This window comes from Pseudomonas sp. RC10, assembly GCF_038397775.1.
GTDB lineage: Bacteria > Pseudomonadota > Gammaproteobacteria > Pseudomonadales > Pseudomonadaceae > Aquipseudomonas > Aquipseudomonas bambusae.
On sequence record NZ_CP151650.1, the window covers coordinates 1465212 to 1481089 of the forward strand.

General features: G+C 59.7%; 14 protein-coding genes. 4 read left to right on the top strand and 10 right to left on the bottom strand.

Annotated elements, in window-relative coordinates; genetic code table 11:
• The 6 genes from AAEO81_RS06595 to AAEO81_RS06620 are packed head-to-tail and all read right to left on the bottom strand — an operon-like array spanning position 1 to position 6957.
• Positions 1–1356, bottom strand: a complete 1356-nt coding sequence (locus tag AAEO81_RS06595; protein WP_341962391.1) for a DUF58 domain-containing protein — start codon at positions 1354–1356, stop codon at positions 1–3.
• The gene (locus tag AAEO81_RS06600) at positions 1353–2444 is read right to left on the bottom strand and encodes a MoxR family ATPase (RefSeq protein ID WP_256665291.1); all 1092 of its coding nucleotides are present in this window, start codon (positions 2442–2444) and stop codon (positions 1353–1355) included. The genes AAEO81_RS06595 and AAEO81_RS06600 overlap by 4 nt, the downstream gene beginning before the upstream one ends.
• Positions 2441–3658, bottom strand: coding sequence for a DUF4350 domain-containing protein (locus AAEO81_RS06605; protein WP_341962392.1), 1218 nt, complete (start codon positions 3656–3658; stop codon positions 2441–2443). Before AAEO81_RS06605 ends, AAEO81_RS06600 begins: the two co-directional genes overlap by 4 nt.
• Entirely contained in the window at positions 3655–5256 is a 1602-nt protein-coding gene (locus AAEO81_RS06610; protein ID WP_341962393.1) for a DUF4129 domain-containing protein, read from the bottom strand. The genes AAEO81_RS06605 and AAEO81_RS06610 overlap by 4 nt, the downstream gene beginning before the upstream one ends.
• A complete protein-coding gene (locus tag AAEO81_RS06615; protein ID WP_341962394.1) occupies positions 5243–6223 on the bottom strand; it encodes a stage II sporulation protein M in 981 nt (326 codons plus the stop codon). The genes AAEO81_RS06610 and AAEO81_RS06615 overlap by 14 nt, the downstream gene beginning before the upstream one ends.
• Positions 6220–6957 carry an RDD family protein gene (locus AAEO81_RS06620; protein WP_341962395.1) on the bottom strand — a complete coding sequence of 246 codons (738 nt, stop codon included), beginning with the start codon at positions 6955–6957 and terminating at the stop codon, positions 6220–6222. Before AAEO81_RS06620 ends, AAEO81_RS06615 begins: the two co-directional genes overlap by 4 nt.
• A gap of 183 nt (positions 6958–7140) precedes the next feature.
• On the opposite strand from AAEO81_RS06620, the gene sbcB reads away from it, so the two are divergent.
• Entirely contained in the window at positions 7141–8571 is a 1431-nt protein-coding gene (gene sbcB / locus AAEO81_RS06625) for an exodeoxyribonuclease I (protein ID WP_341962396.1), read from the top strand.
• A 102-nt stretch (positions 8572–8673) separates the two neighbouring features.
• On the opposite strand, the gene mvaT is transcribed toward sbcB, so the two are convergent.
• A complete protein-coding gene (gene mvaT / locus AAEO81_RS06630) occupies positions 8674–9054 on the bottom strand; it encodes a histone-like nucleoid-structuring protein MvaT (protein ID WP_296180015.1) in 381 nt (126 codons plus the stop codon).
• 351 nt (positions 9055–9405) lie between these two features.
• Between mvaT and purU the strand changes: the two genes are divergently transcribed.
• On the top strand, positions 9406–10257 hold the full coding sequence (gene purU / locus AAEO81_RS06635) for a formyltetrahydrofolate deformylase (protein WP_166596552.1): 852 nt from the start codon (positions 9406–9408) through the stop codon (positions 10255–10257).
• Between the two features lie 142 nt (positions 10258–10399).
• Positions 10400–10585, top strand: a complete 186-nt coding sequence (locus AAEO81_RS06640; protein WP_166596553.1) for a hypothetical protein — start codon at positions 10400–10402, stop codon at positions 10583–10585.
• Here AAEO81_RS06640 and AAEO81_RS06645 read toward each other — a convergent pair.
• Positions 10562–11557, bottom strand: coding sequence for a lysylphosphatidylglycerol synthase transmembrane domain-containing protein (locus AAEO81_RS06645; protein ID WP_166596554.1), 996 nt, complete (start codon positions 11555–11557; stop codon positions 10562–10564). The two genes, AAEO81_RS06640 and AAEO81_RS06645, sit on opposite strands and share 24 nt — an antisense overlap.
• Positions 11558–11843: 286 nt before the next feature.
• On the opposite strand from AAEO81_RS06645, the gene AAEO81_RS06650 reads away from it, so the two are divergent.
• On the top strand, positions 11844–13334 hold the full coding sequence (locus tag AAEO81_RS06650) for a helicase HerA-like domain-containing protein (RefSeq protein ID WP_341962398.1): 1491 nt from the start codon (positions 11844–11846) through the stop codon (positions 13332–13334).
• Between the two features lie 71 nt (positions 13335–13405).
• Here AAEO81_RS06650 and AAEO81_RS06655 read toward each other — a convergent pair whose 3' ends face one another.
• Both AAEO81_RS06655 and AAEO81_RS06660 read right to left on the bottom strand, forming a co-directional pair.
• On the bottom strand, positions 13406–14878 hold the full coding sequence (locus tag AAEO81_RS06655; protein ID WP_341962399.1) for an inorganic phosphate transporter: 1473 nt from the start codon (positions 14876–14878) through the stop codon (positions 13406–13408).
• 236 nt (positions 14879–15114) lie between these two features.
• Positions 15115–15312 carry a hypothetical protein gene (locus AAEO81_RS06660; protein ID WP_341962400.1) on the bottom strand — a complete coding sequence of 66 codons (198 nt, stop codon included), beginning with the start codon at positions 15310–15312 and terminating at the stop codon, positions 15115–15117.
• Between the last annotated feature and the right edge of the window lie 566 nt (positions 15313–15878).

Here is a 15878-nt window from a genome sequence, read left to right on the forward strand (position 1 = left end):
TTATAACGTACCTGCCTTCTTCCAGCTTAAATAGCGACTCACCAATTGCGGCCCCAATTCGCCGGGCCGCACATCCAGCACAGGAATACCATGGGCGGTCAAACGCTCATGCAAGCTCGCGCGTGCGTTGAGAAACTCCACCGTGCCGCAGTAATCGAGGGCCTGTTGCCAGGTCTGCACGGGGGCGTGTCGTTGTTCGTCCAGCACGTTTTCCCGAAGGCTGGCGATCAGCACCCGGTGATGGCGGCTGAGCTGTTTGACGGCGCCGAGCAACGCTTCGTCGTCCTCATCCCGCAGGTTGGTCACCAAAACGACCAGGGCGCGACGCTTTTGCCGGATCAGTAACTGTCGGACGGCGGCGCTGTAGTCGGCAGGCCGCTGGGTGCTGTTGAGATCGTAAACGTGGTTCAGTAACACATTGAGCTGCGCCGCGCCCTTGACCGGTGACAGATGCCGATTCGCGTCAGCGGCGAAGGTCGAGACTCCGACGGCATCACCTTGTCGAAGCGCGACGTAACCCAGCAACAGGCAGGCGTTGAGGGCATGGTCGAAATGCGTCAACTCGCCGTCCTGGCTGCGCATTCGGCGTCCGCAATCGAGCAGGAAGACAATCTGCTGGTCGCGCTCGTCCTGGTACTCCCTGGCGATCGGCGTGCGTTGGCGCGCCGTGGCTTTCCAGTCGATCTGCCTCAGGCTGTCGCCCTCTCGAAACTCGCGCAGTTGATTGAATTCGAGCCCCAACCCCCGACGCTGGCGCTGACGAATACCGATCTGACTGAGCCAGTTGTCCACTGCCAGCAACTGGCCGTTGTGCAGCCGGGCAAAATCCGGGTAGACCCTGGCGGCATTGCTGACAGGCAGATAGCGTCGCGACAGCCAAAGGCGCAGCGGGCTACGTAGCTGAACTTCGATGCGTTCGAAGGCGAAGTGTCCGCGGCTGGTGGGACGAAGGCGGTAGGTCAATTGGGCTTTGCGCTGCGGGCGCAGAACGATGTCTTGAGGCAGATATTCAGTTTCGTACTGGTTGCCTGGCCCTTGAGGGCCGTGGTCGAACAGGGTCAGTGGCACGCTGCGCAGAAAGTCATGTTCGAGTTCCACGCGGACCTCGCTCCAACGTCCCAGCGCCAGACTGCCCGGTACGTGGCGTTGCAGGCGAGGCGAGGGGAGCCGCCAGAGCCAGAAGGCGTCCAGCGCGATCAACACACCCATCACGCAAAACACTGCCCAGAACAGCCCGTCGAACTTGGCGACGGGTCCGCGCCCCAACGCCTGAAACACTCCCAGCAGCAAAGCGACGGCGGCCAGGATGGCCAGCCACCACAACAGGCGTGTCGAGGGCTTGAGCAGTTGTTTCATTGGCGCGGCGCCGCCACCTGATCCAGCAACTGTTTGAGCACTTGATCCACCGAGAGACCTTCGATGTCCAGTTCCGGCGACAGCCTGACCCGATGGCGCAAGACAGCCAGCGCGCAGCCTTTGATGTCATCGGGAATCACGAATTCACCGCCGCGCAGCAAGGCCCGGGCCCGACCGCCGCGAACCAGTGCAATCGACGCTCGCGGGCCTGCGCCCAAGGTCAAACCCGGCCACGTCCGGGTAGCTCGTGCCAGGCGTACGGCGTAATCCAGCACGTGTTCGTCGACGGGCAAATCGCTGGCAATGCGTTGCAGCGCCTGAACGTCCTTGGCCTGCATCAAGGTTCGAAGGGGCTGAACGTCGAGCATGTCCGAGCGGGTGGAACGCGTGACCTGGCGCACCATGTCCAGCTCCTGCTCGGCCTGGGGGTAGTCCATGCGCAGCTTGAGCATGAACCGGTCAAGCTCGGCTTCGGGCAGCGGGTAGGTGCCTTCCTGTTCGATAGGGTTTTGTGTCGCCAGCACCATGAACGGCTGCGGCACAGGCAGGGCGCGACCTTCGAGGGTCACCTGCCGCTCCTGCATGGCTTCCAGCAACGCGGCCTGGGTCTTGGCGGGGGCGCGGTTGATCTCGTCCGCCAGCAGCAGGTTAGTGAAGAGCGGCCCTTTGCGGAGCTTGAACTGCTCGGTCTGCATATCGTAAACGGCATGGCCGGTGACATCGCTGGGCATCAGGTCGGGGGTGAACTGAATGCGGGCGAACTCGCCACCGAAGCAGCGGGCAAGGGCGCGAACGAGTAAGGTCTTCCCAAGACCGGGAACGCCTTCGAGCAACACGTGGCCGCCGCCGATCAACGCCGTGAGGACGTCATCGATGACCGCATTCTGGCCGATCACGGCTTTCTGCAGTTCATGCCGGACTGCCTGGGCAAGATGGATGGCACGCTGTCGCTGCTGCGCCGGATGGCTGGCGGGAGGTAACTGCGCGTCGGTGGTTTTCGCCTCCCCGTGTTCCAGAGTGGCGGCGGGTTCGGCATGTTCCGGAACGGTGTCTACGCTGCTCGACGGCGGTGTCGGATGATCGCTCATAAGGCATTCCTGAGGGTTTGCAGGTAGGCAACCTGACGGGTGAATTCGGGGCTCGACAGACGCTCTTCAAGGCGCGGACGCAGGGCTTGACCGATGGCACTGGTGGGCTGTCGGGTGATGCGTGCCAGCCATTGCCATTGTTCGGTCACCGGCAGCGCTTCGAAGCCGGGATGACGTTGTCGGGCGCGGCGCAGGATGTCCTGCTGCAAGGCACGTAGCAACGCATGTTGTCCCTTGCGCCGCAGAATGAAGTCGGCGCTGGCGCGTAAATGCTCGCCGAGTTGACGTCGGGCACGAGAAGGTTCTGGCAGCAACGGCCCTTGCCGCATGCCGCTGTGCCACAGCCCGGCACCGATGCACAGGGCCAGCGCGAAGAGCGCCTGGGGGAAGTACTTCCACAACAGGCCGAAGACGTCTTCATGATCGGTGCGCAGCAGCAGGGTCACGGCGCTGTCCTGGCTCAAATACCACATCAGCCAGGCGTTGTCGTATTTACCAATGGCGCGGGTTTTCCACAGGTCGGCGTCGGTGAGGACCGTGATCAGGCCACTGCCGTAGACCATCTGCAGCATGTGCGTGGCATCGGCACTGTTGGCCCATGACTGTGCATGATCCTGAGGATCGTCCAGATGGAAGGCCGGGTCGAAGCTCATGTAGGCCGGTTCATTTTCGTTTTGTACGTAAAGCCGGGTCAGTTCTGGCCACGGCGTGTCCGGCGCCTTGATGTCAGGCGTGGTCAGCGGAATGATCGGCTTGATCTGCTCACGTTCGCGCCGTCGATCCTGCTCGCGCACATCGCGGGTCATGAACTGGCGGATCTGCAGCTGGTCGAGCAGCAGGTCGCCGCTTCGGCCCTTCTTCTCATCCCATAACTGTTCGGCGACGAACAGCAGCCGCCCTCCCGCCCGCACCCAGGTCAGCAGGCGCGTCACTTCAGCAGGTGTCATCTTTTCGCGGGTGTCCAGCAGCATCAGGGTCTGTGGCTTCTCCTTGATGTCGGGAAGCGTGGTGAGCGCCTGGGTGACGTTGACGGTGAGCCCGCGCTGACGCAGAAACGTTTCGGCGGCGAGATAAGGGTTGGCCCGCACTTCAGGCGATGGCCCTTGGTCGACGACTTCTTCGTAGTGTTCAAGTTGCTTGAACAGCGGCACGCCGGCGCCGACGAGGCCAAGCACCACCACGGCGATGACAAGCAGCCACGTGCCACGGCTCATGATGGGACCCCGTGCGCGAACAGTCGCCGCCAGTCTTCACAGAGCGTCTTCTGCACATCGCCCGGAGGAAGTTGATGGCCGTAGGCGAGGTTCTGCCAGTGGCGTGTCAGTTCATGGCTAAAGGCGTGCAGCGGCGGCTGATTCAGTGCCGTGACGCGTTCCAGCACCTGACTTTCCGTGTCGGCGTTTTTCAGCGGCAATTGATAGTCGTTGATCAATCGGCTCAGCAGCGCGCGATACAACAGGCTCAGGGCTTCGCGGGGGGATTGCGCCCAGAGTTTTTCCGCTGCCGCTGCAACATCGTTCGGCAGGCTTTCTGCGTTCACTTGCAGGCCAAAGAGTTGCCGGGGCGCGTCACGTCGAGGGCGCAGGACGGGTTTGCCCTTGCTGACAAAGGTGCCGAACCATGCCCGATAACGCCAAACGACCCACGCGACGATCAGCGCGACCAATGTCCACAACAGCACCTGAAACACCGTCGACAGGGTTTTACCGATGTTGAGCAGATTCATCACCAGCTTCACCAGCCATGGCGGGGTATCGCCATTTTTGCCAGTTTTTGTGCCGTGCTTTTGATCGGCCAGACGCCAGCCCGACCCCGCCTTCGGATTCTTGAAGGGCGGATTGTCCAGCACCGCTTTGATCGCGGCTTGCGACGCTTCGCTGGTCAGTGGTTGATTCAGGAGTCGCGGCGTGCCAGGTGCTGCGACCTGTTCTTCCGTCTGGGGCAGATCCAATGGCGGCAAAGGACAGCTGTAACCTGATTCGTCAACGGGTTCGGCGGCCATTGCGGGGGAGGGTGAAAAACCGAAGACCAGAGAGACGCCCACCAACAGCACGTAGGCGCTGCCGATCACCCGTTGCCGCAAGCGGCGGAATGCCAGTTCGATGTCCCAGGATTCCAGTGTCGTCCGACGGTTGAGGTAGAGGGTAAAGCCGCATGACACGTAAATCGGGCCCCACAGCACCAGGACCAAGGCATAGAAACCATTGGTCAAATGTTCCAGCCAGTTCCAGTTGCCCTCAATGTCCAGCAGGCTGCGCCACGACCAGTCCAGTTCGACCTGCTGCGGGATGAGTGCATAGAACAGCAGCATCAGACCTATCCAGAAGCACATTTCGAGTGTGCTGCCCAAGGAGGTCAGGCAGCGGACGACACGCAGATTTTTCTCGCCCAGCACCGCGATGCGTTGTGCTCGCTGAAGACCGTCCAGTCCTTCCAGTTGCTGCACCGGTAGATTGATGCTGCGACTGAGGCTGAATCGCCGCCAGGTGAGGCTGGCAAGCAGTTGGGGTTTAAGCGCGCGCGGCCAGGCTTTCAGCGCCTCTTTAAGGGTGGGCGGGGTGCCGAACAGCGCTTGTGACAGGATCAGCAGCGGCAGTCGTTCGTACGCGGGCTTCAACCACCAGAACAGCAGGACAGCGATGGAAGGGTAATCCCAGAGCAGGGCTGTCAGCAGCGCGAAAAGTGGCAGCGTGACGATCGCCCAACTGGTCATCAGCAAACGCCGATGCTCACGTGCCAACAGCACGCCGAGGTCGACGGCTTCCCAGGGGTTGCGCGGGCGTATGGCGACGCGGGCTTCAGTCAGGCGCATGGGCGGTGCGTCCGGCGAAGATCAGGTAAGCGGAAACCAGCGCCCACAGCACAGCGCCCACCAGGTATTTGGTCGTGGGCTGAGGCCATGTCATAGACGACCAGTACGCCTCTATAAAGGCGGCAATGAGCAAGAACAGCATGACGCCCCCGATCAGGCGCACGCTGGTTTTGGCCGCCACTCGCAAGGCTTCGCCTCGACGCAGCGGCCCGGGCGCCAGCAACGCCCAGCCGAGCTTCAACCCGGCGGCACCTGCCAGCGCGATGGCGGTCAGCTCGAAGGCGCCGTGACCCACGACGAACGGCCAGAAGGTCTCGCCAAAGCCCACATCAGTGAGGTGTCCCGCGACCGCGCCGATCATCAGGCCGTTGAAGAACAGGAAAAACAGGCTGCCCAGTCCGAACAGCAAACCGCTGGCGAAGGTCTGAAACGCGATGCCGATGTTGTGCATGATGTAGTAGCCGAACATCAGCCAGTCGGTGCTCGATGCACGTTCCGCCGCCTGGCCGATACGCCGCGCTGCCGGGTCGTACATGCTTTCCATTTCCCCGACTTGAGCGGGGCTGACCACGCTGTAGATCAGGTCCGGCCAGGTGTAGACCAGCACACCCATGAGGATCAGGCTGCCGAAGAAAAGGGCGCCCGCCAAGGCGACCAGCCGCCACTCCGAACGCACCAGACGAGGGAAGTCCGCCAGCACGAAGCTCAGCAGCTGCGCGGCGAACTGGCTGCGATGGCGGTACAGCTGTTGGTGCCCGCGCATCGCCAATTGCTGCAAAGGGTCGATCAGGTAGCTGCTGTAGCCACGCTCCTGAGCCAGCGCCAGTTGCTGACAGATTTGCCGGTACGCTTCGGCGAAACCGTCGCCCGCTTCGTTCTTGCGCCGACTGCGTTCCAGCGCATCCAGACGTTCCGCGAAACGTTGCCAGTCACCCTGATGGCGTTGTTCGAACTGGCTCTGTTTCATGCCGAACCCGCCAGACCGCGAGCGATGCCGTTCACTTGGGTCACGGCGTGTTCGGGCGGGAGGTGCGTGGGCATTTGCAGGACGGGAACGAGTATCGCCGCCAATTCCTGGCCGCGAGCAGGGGAGAGGTCATGCTGTCGTTCAGCAAAGGACAGCACCGCCCGCTGTTCTTCAAGTGTCAGGATCAAGGGCGCAGCGACGGCGGGAACGTCGGGCAGTGAGGGACGGGAAATCGACGCGTCGCGGTAAATCACCAGCGTACCTGCCGCCAGATCACCGAGCCGTTTGAAGAGGGGGTGCTGAAGGCAGGCGAACGCGCCTACGCTGTAGCCGAAGGGCAGCATGTCGACGAATCGCAACAGATTGCGCAGCAGTGAAGCAGACCAACCGACCGGCGTGCCGTCATCGTGGACCACGCGCAGCCCCATGAGCTGTTTGCCAGGCGTGCGGCCTTGGTGCAGGACTTCGAACAGCACCATGTACCACCAATTGATGAGAAACAGCGCCAGCACGAACAGCCCGGTGCCGAACTCCCCGAAGGCGTCGAGCAAGAAAAACAGCCCCACCAGCAGGACGCCGCGAATCAGCAGGTCAAACGCGAACGCAAGTGACCGCGACAGCAGCCCAGCCGGTCTCAACACCAGGTCGATGCCTTCCGGGGTTTCGAGGCGGATGCGGGTGTCCAGTGGAGCAGGCTGCGCAGCATTCCTTGGCCAAGCGTGCGAAGAGGACATTGTCGGTGGGGGTACGCCAGAAAATAAAGCCTGATGCTAGCCAGCACGGCAGTCCTAAGCAACCGGATGATTCGGAAGCATCGTGTGGGAAATGTCTTTAAACACTTCTGACCGGCCTTAGGGTGGGCAGGGCGTGGAAGTCGATCTGGTAGACTTCGCCGGTCTTCTGCTCAGGATCAGCCCGTGACTTCCAGCATTTTCTGGTACGACTACGAAACCACCGGCATCAATCCGCGCAACGACCGGCCGCTCCAGGTGGCGGGAGTTCGCACGGACGATCAACTCAACGAGATATCCGAGCCGGTCAATCTTTACTGTCAGCCCAGCGATGACATCCTTCCACACCCGGCTGCGTGTCTGGTCACGGGCATCACGCCGGCGCGGCTGGCGGAAAAGGGTTTGTGTGAGGCCGACTTCATGACCCGCGTGCATGCCGAACTGTCGCTGCCCGGTACGTGCGGTGCTGGCTATAACACTCTGCGGTTCGACGACGAGATGACGCGCTACAGCCTGTACCGTAACTTTTTTGACCCATACGGTCGGGAGTGGCAGGGGGGCAATAGCCGTTGGGATCTGATCGATGTCGTGCGCACGGCTTATGCGTTGCGTCCGGAGGGCATTGTCTGGCCGGAAGAGGAAGGACGCGTCACGCTCAAACTTGAACGGCTGACCGCTGCAAATGGTATCGACCACGGGCAGGCTCACGACGCGCTTTCCGATGTTCGTGCCACCCTTGCACTGGCGCGGCTTATCCGTGACAAGCAACCCAAGCTTTACGACTATCTTTTTCAGTTGCGCAGTAAACACAAGGTGCAGGAGCAGATTCGTTTGCTGCAACCGCTGGTGCATATATCGGGGCGTTTCTCGGCGGCGCGTAGTTACCTGGGTGTAGTGCTCCCTTTGGCGTGGCACCCCACCAATCGCAACGCGCTGATTGTCTGTGACCTGTTTCACGATCACCGCCCGTTACTGGACGAAGACGCACAGACCCTGCGTCAGCGTTTATATACCCGTCGCGAGGATTTACTGGAGGGGCAATTTCCGGTTCCCCTTAAACTACTGCATATAAACAAATGCCCGGTAGTCGCGCCATTGAGTGTCTTGCGTGAAGAAGACCGTCAGCGCCTGCACATCGATCTGAGCGTCTACAAAGAGCGCGTTCATCAGCTGAACGGAGGTCAGGCGATCTGGGTGGAAAAGTTGAAAGAGGTTTATGCCAGTGATGATTTCGCTGTCAGCGAAGACCCGGAACAACAGTTATATGATGGATTTATTAACGACAGGGATCGCCGTCTTTGTGAACAGGTTCGCATGGCAGAGCCCCAACAACTAGCGAGCGACCCGTGGCCCTTCGATGATCCGCGACTTCCCGAGTTGTTATTTCGCTACCGGGCTCGCAACTTTGCTGAAACCCTGACGGTCACCGAACAGCAGCGCTGGCTGGGGTTTTGCCAGGAGCGTCTCGTCGATCCCCAGGCAGGGGCGCCCAATACCCTGAAAGCCTTTACCAAGGCGTTGATAGAGCTGTCGTTGAAAGCATCGCCGGAGCAGCTCAAGGTGCTGTCCGAGTGGCAGGATTATTCGATACAACTCAAGCACCGCCTGGGAATCTGAGTGCGCGGTTGAGATAAAAAACCTGCCATAAAAAACGCCAGCTTTCGCTGGCGTTTTTGGGTCGCACATCACTGCACAACGGCTGTTGCAATACGCGAGCTATTAGCCCAGCAGAGTTGCCCAGCTTTCAACCTCGTCACCGCCCCACTTGGCTTTCCACTCTTTCAGCGTCTTGTGGTTGCCACCTTTGGTTTCGATGATTTCGCCGTTATGCGGGTTCTTGTATTGCTTGACCTTGCGCGCACGCTTGGTGCCGGTAGTTTTGACTGCGGCGCCGCCACGTGGGGCTTTCAACTTGGAATCTGGATCCAGCAACGCGATGATGTCGCGCAGTGATTTTTGATATTCGCCCATCAGGGTGCGCAGTTTGCCTTCGAACTCAAGTTCCTTTTGCAGTTTGTCGTCCTGTTGCAGATTTTGCAGACGAGCTTGCAGTTCTTTGATGGCTTCTTCTGTTGCGCGGTATTCGTTGATCAGGGACATGAGGGCTACCTGTGTGGTGATGGGCAGGGTGTAATGACGCAATAATAGTCACAGTATTTGCGCAAGTAAACATTTAAGAAATGTTTTATCTGTCGCATTTTGAAATAGCCCACTCACATGCAGGCGACCATCAAACAAGTGTCGTGGACAGGTAGCGTAAAATACCGGGGCTATTTAGTAGGTTTATTGACGCCGAGTTTCGTGTCGGGCTGTGCAGCGCAGGAACAGCTACCCATTACCGCTGATCGGCATGGGTTTCGGGGGCTGTGAAATCAGTGCAAGGAGGCTGCTGCACAGCGGGCGGGTAATCGCTAGAATAGCCGCCTTTGCGAAGTTCTGGAGTTTCCCCTCATGCGCACTTTTCGTCTGGTGATTGCTTGCCCGGACCGTGTCGGTATCGTTGCCAAAGTCAGTAACTTTCTGGCGACCTACAACGGCTGGATTACTGAAGCGAGTCATCACTCTGACAACCTCAGCGGCTGGTTTTTCATGCGCCATGAAATCCGTGCCGATACCTTGCCGTTCGATCTGGAAGGATTCCGTGAAGCGTTCACGCCTATCGCCGAAGAATTTGGCATGGACTGGCGCATCACCGATTCGGATCAAAAGAAGCGCGTCGTACTCATGGCGAGCCGTGAATCCCATTGCCTGGCCGACCTGCTGCACCGTTGGCACAGCGACGAACTGGACTGCGAGATCGCCTGCGTGATCTCCAACCATCAGGACCTGCGCAGCATGGTCGAGTGGCACGACATCCCTTATTACCACGTGCCAGTGGACCCAAAAGACAAGGAGCCAGCGTTCGCCGAAGTTTCGCGTCTGGTCAAACAGCACGACGCCGATGTCGTGGTCCTGGCGCGCTACATGCAGATTCTGCCGCCGCAACTGTGCCGCGAGTATGCGCATCAGGTGATCAACATTCATCACAGCTTCCTGCCATCGTTCGTGGGCGCCAAGCCTTATCACCAGGCATCGCTGCGCGGTGTGAAGCTGATCGGTGCGACGTGCCACTATGTGACCGAAGAGCTGGACGCGGGCCCGATCATCGAGCAGGACGTCGTGCGTGTCACCCACCGCGACAGCATCGAGAACATGGTGCGTTTCGGCCGTGACGTGGAAAAGATGGTGTTGGCGCGTGGCTTGCGCGCTCACCTGGAAGACCGCGTGTTGGTGCACGACAACAAGACTGTGGTGTTTGACTAAACTCGAACGGCGCTACTCTTTGAGGGAGCGAAATCATTCGCGAGGGGTCTGCCAGGGCGATACATCTCTATCGTCTGGAAGATTTTTCGCGATGAATTCGCCCCCACAGAATCCATCCCCCGAACCCTGAAGGGTTGCTGCAATGGTCAATCCACTCGACAAAGCCACCTCCAAAGCCCCACCGACGCTTGGCGAAGGCTGCCTCAGTCGCTATGACCCCGACGCCTTGTCGCCTGATGACGGCACCGAGTTCGAGGGTGCTGAGCAACTCTGGGAGCAGGTCAAGCCCGACGCCGAAGACGAATCAAGGCGTCTTGATCCGCAATAGTTTCATGAGCAACGGCTTGCCGACCATCAGCAAGAAAACCGGACCGCCTGCGACGAGATAAAAGTAATAGGTCACGATTCGCCAGATCAGAATCGCCGCGGCTGCGGTCGATTTTCCCACCATGGGCGCTAACAACGCCGCTGACGTTAATTCCGCCGCCCCGGCGCCACCCGGCGAGAGGCTGAATTGCCCCGCGCTCAACGACAGCATCTGGACCAGAAACGTCCAGGCCCAGTCGATGTCCACGCCGAGCCCGAGCAACGCCAGGTACAGCACGCTATAGCGCAACCCCCAATGCACGCACGTCAGCAGGAATACCTTGAACAGCACGCGATGGGGCATCTTCCAGGTTTCGGCCAGCGCGTCGCGAAAATGCAGGAGCTTGCGGGCCCAACGGATGCGCGAAGCGTTCTTGCGTTTGAGGCGCTTGAGCAATCTGCCGTTGAACAAAATGATCCGGCGGTGATATCGGGCGAATCCTGCACAGACACACAGCCCGGCCCCTATCAGCAGGGCGCTGGCGATGAGCATCCATTCCAGGTTTTCACTGAGTTTGTGGAACACCGCATAGATGAGGATGCCGATCAGGGCGAGCAGAAAAAACACCAGGTCATTGAGCTGGTCGGTGGCAAAGGCTGCCGTACTTTTGGCCGGACCAATGCCGCAGCGTGACAGCAACGCTACGAGGGTGAGCGGTGCGCCGCTGCCACCCGGCGTGGCGCTGTAGGCGAATTCGGTGGCCATGACCACGCCCAGACTCTTGCGCATCCCCAACCCGTTTGCGCTCTCGCCGAGCAACAAACGTAAGCGCATGGTGTTCGCGCACCAACCCACCAGCACCATGCCGAACATCGCCAGAAATAGCGGAAGCGGGAAGTTGCGCAGGCGATGGAACATGTCCATGCCGCCCATGAACAACGGAATCAGCAGGGCGAGGACCAGCACCGCTGCCAGCCAAAAAAGTCGCTTCACGCGCAGAACCTGCTGGGGCGTCGCACAAAATGGCTGCGCAAAAGGGATAGCCACAGAGCGCGCGCCTTGGCGTCGGGTCGGGCTGCATTGAGCATCTTGGGCGTATCCTCCATTTTTCGTCCTAGATTGACCGCTCGCACAGGCGGGTGTTCGGTGAGCACCGATGGCCTCGTTGGGTGAACTAGAGTGAAGGGGCCGACTCGGGTTGGCAATCTTCGATGCAGAAGAGTCGAGTGCGTCGCCTCGGTTTCTCTGCACACAAACAATGCGATCTCTGGGTGAAGACATGCCGGATTCTCAAGACATTCTTATCGGCGCCGGTCTGGACGGTCAGCCCATTGGGCAGGCGTTGCGTCTGGCTAACCGTCATGGGCTGGTGGCGGGCGCGACAGGCACCGGGAAGACCGTGACGTTGCAGCGCTTGGCAGAAGCGTTCAGTGATGCGGGCGTGGCCGTGTTCGCGGCCGATATCAAAGGCGACCTTTGCGGCCTGGGGGCAGCGGGCAATCCTCAGGGCAAGATCGCCGAACGCATCGCCGGTATGCCGTGGTTGAACCACTCACCTCAGGCATACCCTGTCACGCTGTGGGATGTACAGGGGCAGTCGGGTCATCCTCTGCGCACGACGCTGTCGGAAATGGGCCCACTGCTGCTCGGAAGTCTGCTTGAGCTGACTGACAGCCAGCAATCGGCCCTGTACGCAGCGTTCAAGGTGGCTGACAGAGAGGGCTTGTTGCTCCTGGATATCAAAGACCTCAAGGCGCTGCTCAATTACCTGCGTGAACAACCGGCAGCGCTGGGCGAAGACAGTGCGTTGATGACCACCGGCTCCAGCCAGGCGCTGTTGCGTCGGTTGGCCGTGCTGGAACAACAGGGTGCCGAAGCTTTGTTTGGCGAGCCCGCTTTGCAATTGGAAGACATCCTGCAGCCAGCAAGTGATGGGCGAGGGCGCATTCATTTGTTGGACGCCAGCCGTTTGGTGCACGAAGCGCCAAAGGTGTACGCGACGTTTCTGTTATGGCTGCTGGCCGAATTGTTCGAGCAACTTCCGGAACGTGGCGATGCCGATAAGCCTTTGCTGGCCCTGTTTTTCGACGAGGCGCACTTGTTGTTCGCGGACACGCCCAAAGCCTTGCAAGACCGACTTGAGCAGGTGGTGCGGTTAATTCGCTCCAAAGGGGTGGGCGTGTATTTCGTCACGCAGTCGCCGGGGGATCTGCCGGACACCATCCTGGCGCAGCTCGGTTTGCGCATTCAGCACGGCCTTCGAGCATTCACCAGCAAGGAGCAGAAATCCCTCAAGGCGGTGGCTGACGGGTTTCGACCCAATCCCGAGTTCGACGCGTTGACGGTGCTCACTGAACTGGGCATTGGCGAAGCGTTGGTCGGGACGTTGCAGGAAAAAGGCACGCCGGAGATCGTCAGACGGGTCCTGGTGGCGCCGCCGCAATCGAGAATCGGCCCGTTGACCGAGTCGGAGCGGGCAGGGCTGATCGCTCAGTCGCCGCTGGCCGGACGCTATGACAAGCCAGTGGATCGCGAGTCTGCCTATGAGATGTTACTGGCCCGCAAGGGGCCTGCGGTCGATCCGGCGCATCCCGCTGCGACCGAGGAAAAGTCGGAAGGCGGATTTGCGGATATGGCGGGCGGGTTTCTGGGGGGATTGGCGGGGCAGGCGGTCAAGAGCGCGATGCGACAGGCCGCGAATCAGATCGGCCGGGAGTTGGTGCGCGGCTTGATGGGGTCGTTGCTGGGTGGAAGCAAGAAACGGCGTTAAGCCTTTAGGTCACTGCGGAAAACGAAATGCCCACTGTGGGAGTGGGCATTTTCATTTCTATCAAGTCCTGGTCACGCCAGCGCCTTGGACGCTAGCCAGAACAGGCCCGCCGACAGCGCGACGGTGGCGGGCAGAGTCAGCACCCAGGCCAGCAGAATGTTGCGAACGGTGCCACCTTGCAGGCCGCTCTTGTTCGCCACCATGGTCCCGGCCACACCGGACGACAGAATGTGCGTAGTCGAGACGGGCAGACTGAACACGTTGGCCAGGGCAATGGCGCTGGCGGTGGTGATCTGAGCTGACATGCCTTGGGCGTAAGTCATGCCCTGTTTGCCGATCTTCTCACCGATGGTCAGTACCACGCGTTTCCAGCCCACCATGGTGCCGATACCCAACGCCAGTGCCACAGCCAGAATCACCCAGAACGGGGCGTATTCCGTGGTGGTGGTCAGGTCCTTGCGCAGTTTTTCCAGATCGGATTTTTCACGGGCGTCGAGCGCTGGAAGTTTGCCGACCTTGCGCGCGGTGTCGTCAAGGCACAGCAGATAACGGCGGACTTCGATGCGGTGCTCAGGGGCCAGGCTGTGATAGTCGGTCACGCCTTTAAGGGTGTTCAGCAGCGCGTCGATGGTCGGCTCGGTCTGCTCCGGGTTGCAGCTGAAGCGCTCCGGCAGGTCGCCCGAGGTCGACTTGCCCAGTGCCAGGTATTCGCCCAGTGTCGCGTTGTTGCGCTGGTAGAACTGGCTGAGGTGTAAAGTCGCGTCGCGGGTGCGCTCGATCTGATAGGTAGTGGTGCTGAGGTCCAACACGAATTGGGCAGGGACGATACCGATCAGCACTAGCATGATCAGGCCGATGCCTTTCTGGCCGTCGTTGGAGCCGTGCACGAAGCTCACAGCCATGGCCGAAATCACCAATACCAGACGGTTCCAGAAGGGCGGATGCTTTTTGTCATCGACAGTGCGGCGCTGTTCGGGCGTCTTGTGCATTTTCGATAACGGACGCCACGCTTTCAGACCGATCAGCACCAAGGCTGCGACGATGAAACCCATTAGCGGCGAGAACACCAGCGAGGCGCCAATGTCGATCGCTTTCTGCCAGTTAACGCCTTCGCCCAGCGGGATGTGGTTGATCAGCGCGTTGGCCAGACCCACGCCGAGAATCGAGCCGATCAGCGTGTGGGAACTGGATGCAGGAATACCGAAATACCAGGTTCCGAGGTTCCAGGTAATCGCCGCTGCCAGCAGCGAGAACACCATGGCCAGGCCATGACCGGTGTTGACGTTGATCAGCAACTCGACCGGGAGCAGGTGGACGATGGCATAGGCCACGCCGACACCGCCCAGGAGAACCCCGAGAAAGTTGAATACACCCGAGAAGAACACGGCCAGATGAGGCGGCATGGCCTTCGTGTAAATGACTGTCGCCACCGCGTTGGCGGTGTCGTGAAAGCCATTGATGAACTCGAAGGTGAGGACAAACGCCAGAGCGAGCAGCAGGCTCACAATCACCCAGGCATCCAGTCCGCTGAATAAATCGATCATGGAAGGTTTTCTGACCCGGTATTAAGGGGGCGGGATTATGACAGAAAAAAAACATATCGATAGGCGCGCTGCCAACCGGTAGCAACCTGCAACGAAAATTCTGTCCAGCCACCCCCGTTGACTTCCTGTCAGGAAGCGAGATGCAACGGCACTCGCTACAACCTTGGCCCAAGCGGGGAACGATCCACCGGATGTTCAGGCATCACCTCGTCAAGAAGCGTGCCCGGAGAAGCGGTTCAAGGTTCTTCCTTGAGCTCGCTTTCCATCTTCTGAAGTTCTTGCTTGAACGCCTGATCGAGCAAGCTGGCCCGCTTGCGCCATGGCTTGCGTTCCGGCTCGGGTTGGGCGGCGTAAGTGGTCACTTCGCCACCGTATACATCCTTGTAACGTTGTTCCTGGCGCTCTAGTTCTGCGCGCAGTTCATCTTTGGTCACGTTATTACCTGAGGGTGTCAAGTTAGATTCTGGCGTTAACGCAGTGTCCGGAAGTGTTGAACGTCATGGACTGATCGGTGACGGGCAAACGTTCGCGATCAGCTTTCAACGAAAGTAGTAAGCACTTCCGCCACCTGCGGCTACGCACACCAGAACGAAAAAACTGTCGTAGCGACATTCATTTTTGGGTGGTGCCAGTCGGCTGGCGAATTGACCAGGCTTCTGGCCTGTCTATCGCCGGCGCTGCACTCGGGTAGTGCGAGCGGCGTGTTGATTGGATCCACGCCCGATGGGGCCGCGGACGTCACCCACGCCTTGGCGTTATAGCACGTCAATTGCCGTTACTATCTCCAAGAAGATCACAAGAGTCAACGGTGGGGGGCGCTGTAATTCAATAAGAACGGATAAATACTGTTTTTGTGTACGAAGGTTCTGAAGTTCTTGCCAGCAAATGTATGGGCTAACTTTGTTAAGCATAAGAACGAACGCCTGAGACAGAATTCTGACGACGTAATTCCATGACAATGCGCAGGCGCCGATAAACGCAATTGTATTCGGATGCTTAC

Excerpts from the sequence above, each read along its gene's own strand:
- AAEO81_RS06640 (WP_166596553.1), top strand. The coding sequence starts at position 10,400 with ATGGTCAATCCACTCGACAAAGCCACCTCCAAAGCCCCACCGACGCTT.
- AAEO81_RS06595 (WP_341962391.1), bottom strand. The coding sequence starts at position 1,356 with ATGAAACAACTGCTCAAGCCCTCGACACGCCTGTTGTGGTGGCTGGCC.
- AAEO81_RS06605 (WP_341962392.1), bottom strand. The coding sequence starts at position 3,658 with ATGAGCCGTGGCACGTGGCTGCTTGTCATCGCCGTGGTGGTGCTTGGC.
- purU (WP_166596552.1), top strand. The coding sequence starts at position 9,406 with ATGCGCACTTTTCGTCTGGTGATTGCTTGCCCGGACCGTGTCGGTATC.
- AAEO81_RS06610 (WP_341962393.1), bottom strand. The coding sequence starts at position 5,256 with ATGCGCCTGACTGAAGCCCGCGTCGCCATACGCCCGCGCAACCCCTGG.
- AAEO81_RS06620 (WP_341962395.1), bottom strand. The coding sequence starts at position 6,957 with ATGTCCTCTTCGCACGCTTGGCCAAGGAATGCTGCGCAGCCTGCTCCA.
- AAEO81_RS06650 (WP_341962398.1), top strand. The coding sequence starts at position 11,844 with ATGCCGGATTCTCAAGACATTCTTATCGGCGCCGGTCTGGACGGTCAG.
- AAEO81_RS06615 (WP_341962394.1), bottom strand. The coding sequence starts at position 6,223 with ATGAAACAGAGCCAGTTCGAACAACGCCATCAGGGTGACTGGCAACGT.
- mvaT (WP_296180015.1), bottom strand. The coding sequence starts at position 9,054 with ATGTCCCTGATCAACGAATACCGCGCAACAGAAGAAGCCATCAAAGAA.
- AAEO81_RS06600 (WP_256665291.1), bottom strand. The coding sequence starts at position 2,444 with ATGAGCGATCATCCGACACCGCCGTCGAGCAGCGTAGACACCGTTCCG.
- AAEO81_RS06655 (WP_341962399.1), bottom strand. The coding sequence starts at position 14,878 with ATGATCGATTTATTCAGCGGACTGGATGCCTGGGTGATTGTGAGCCTG.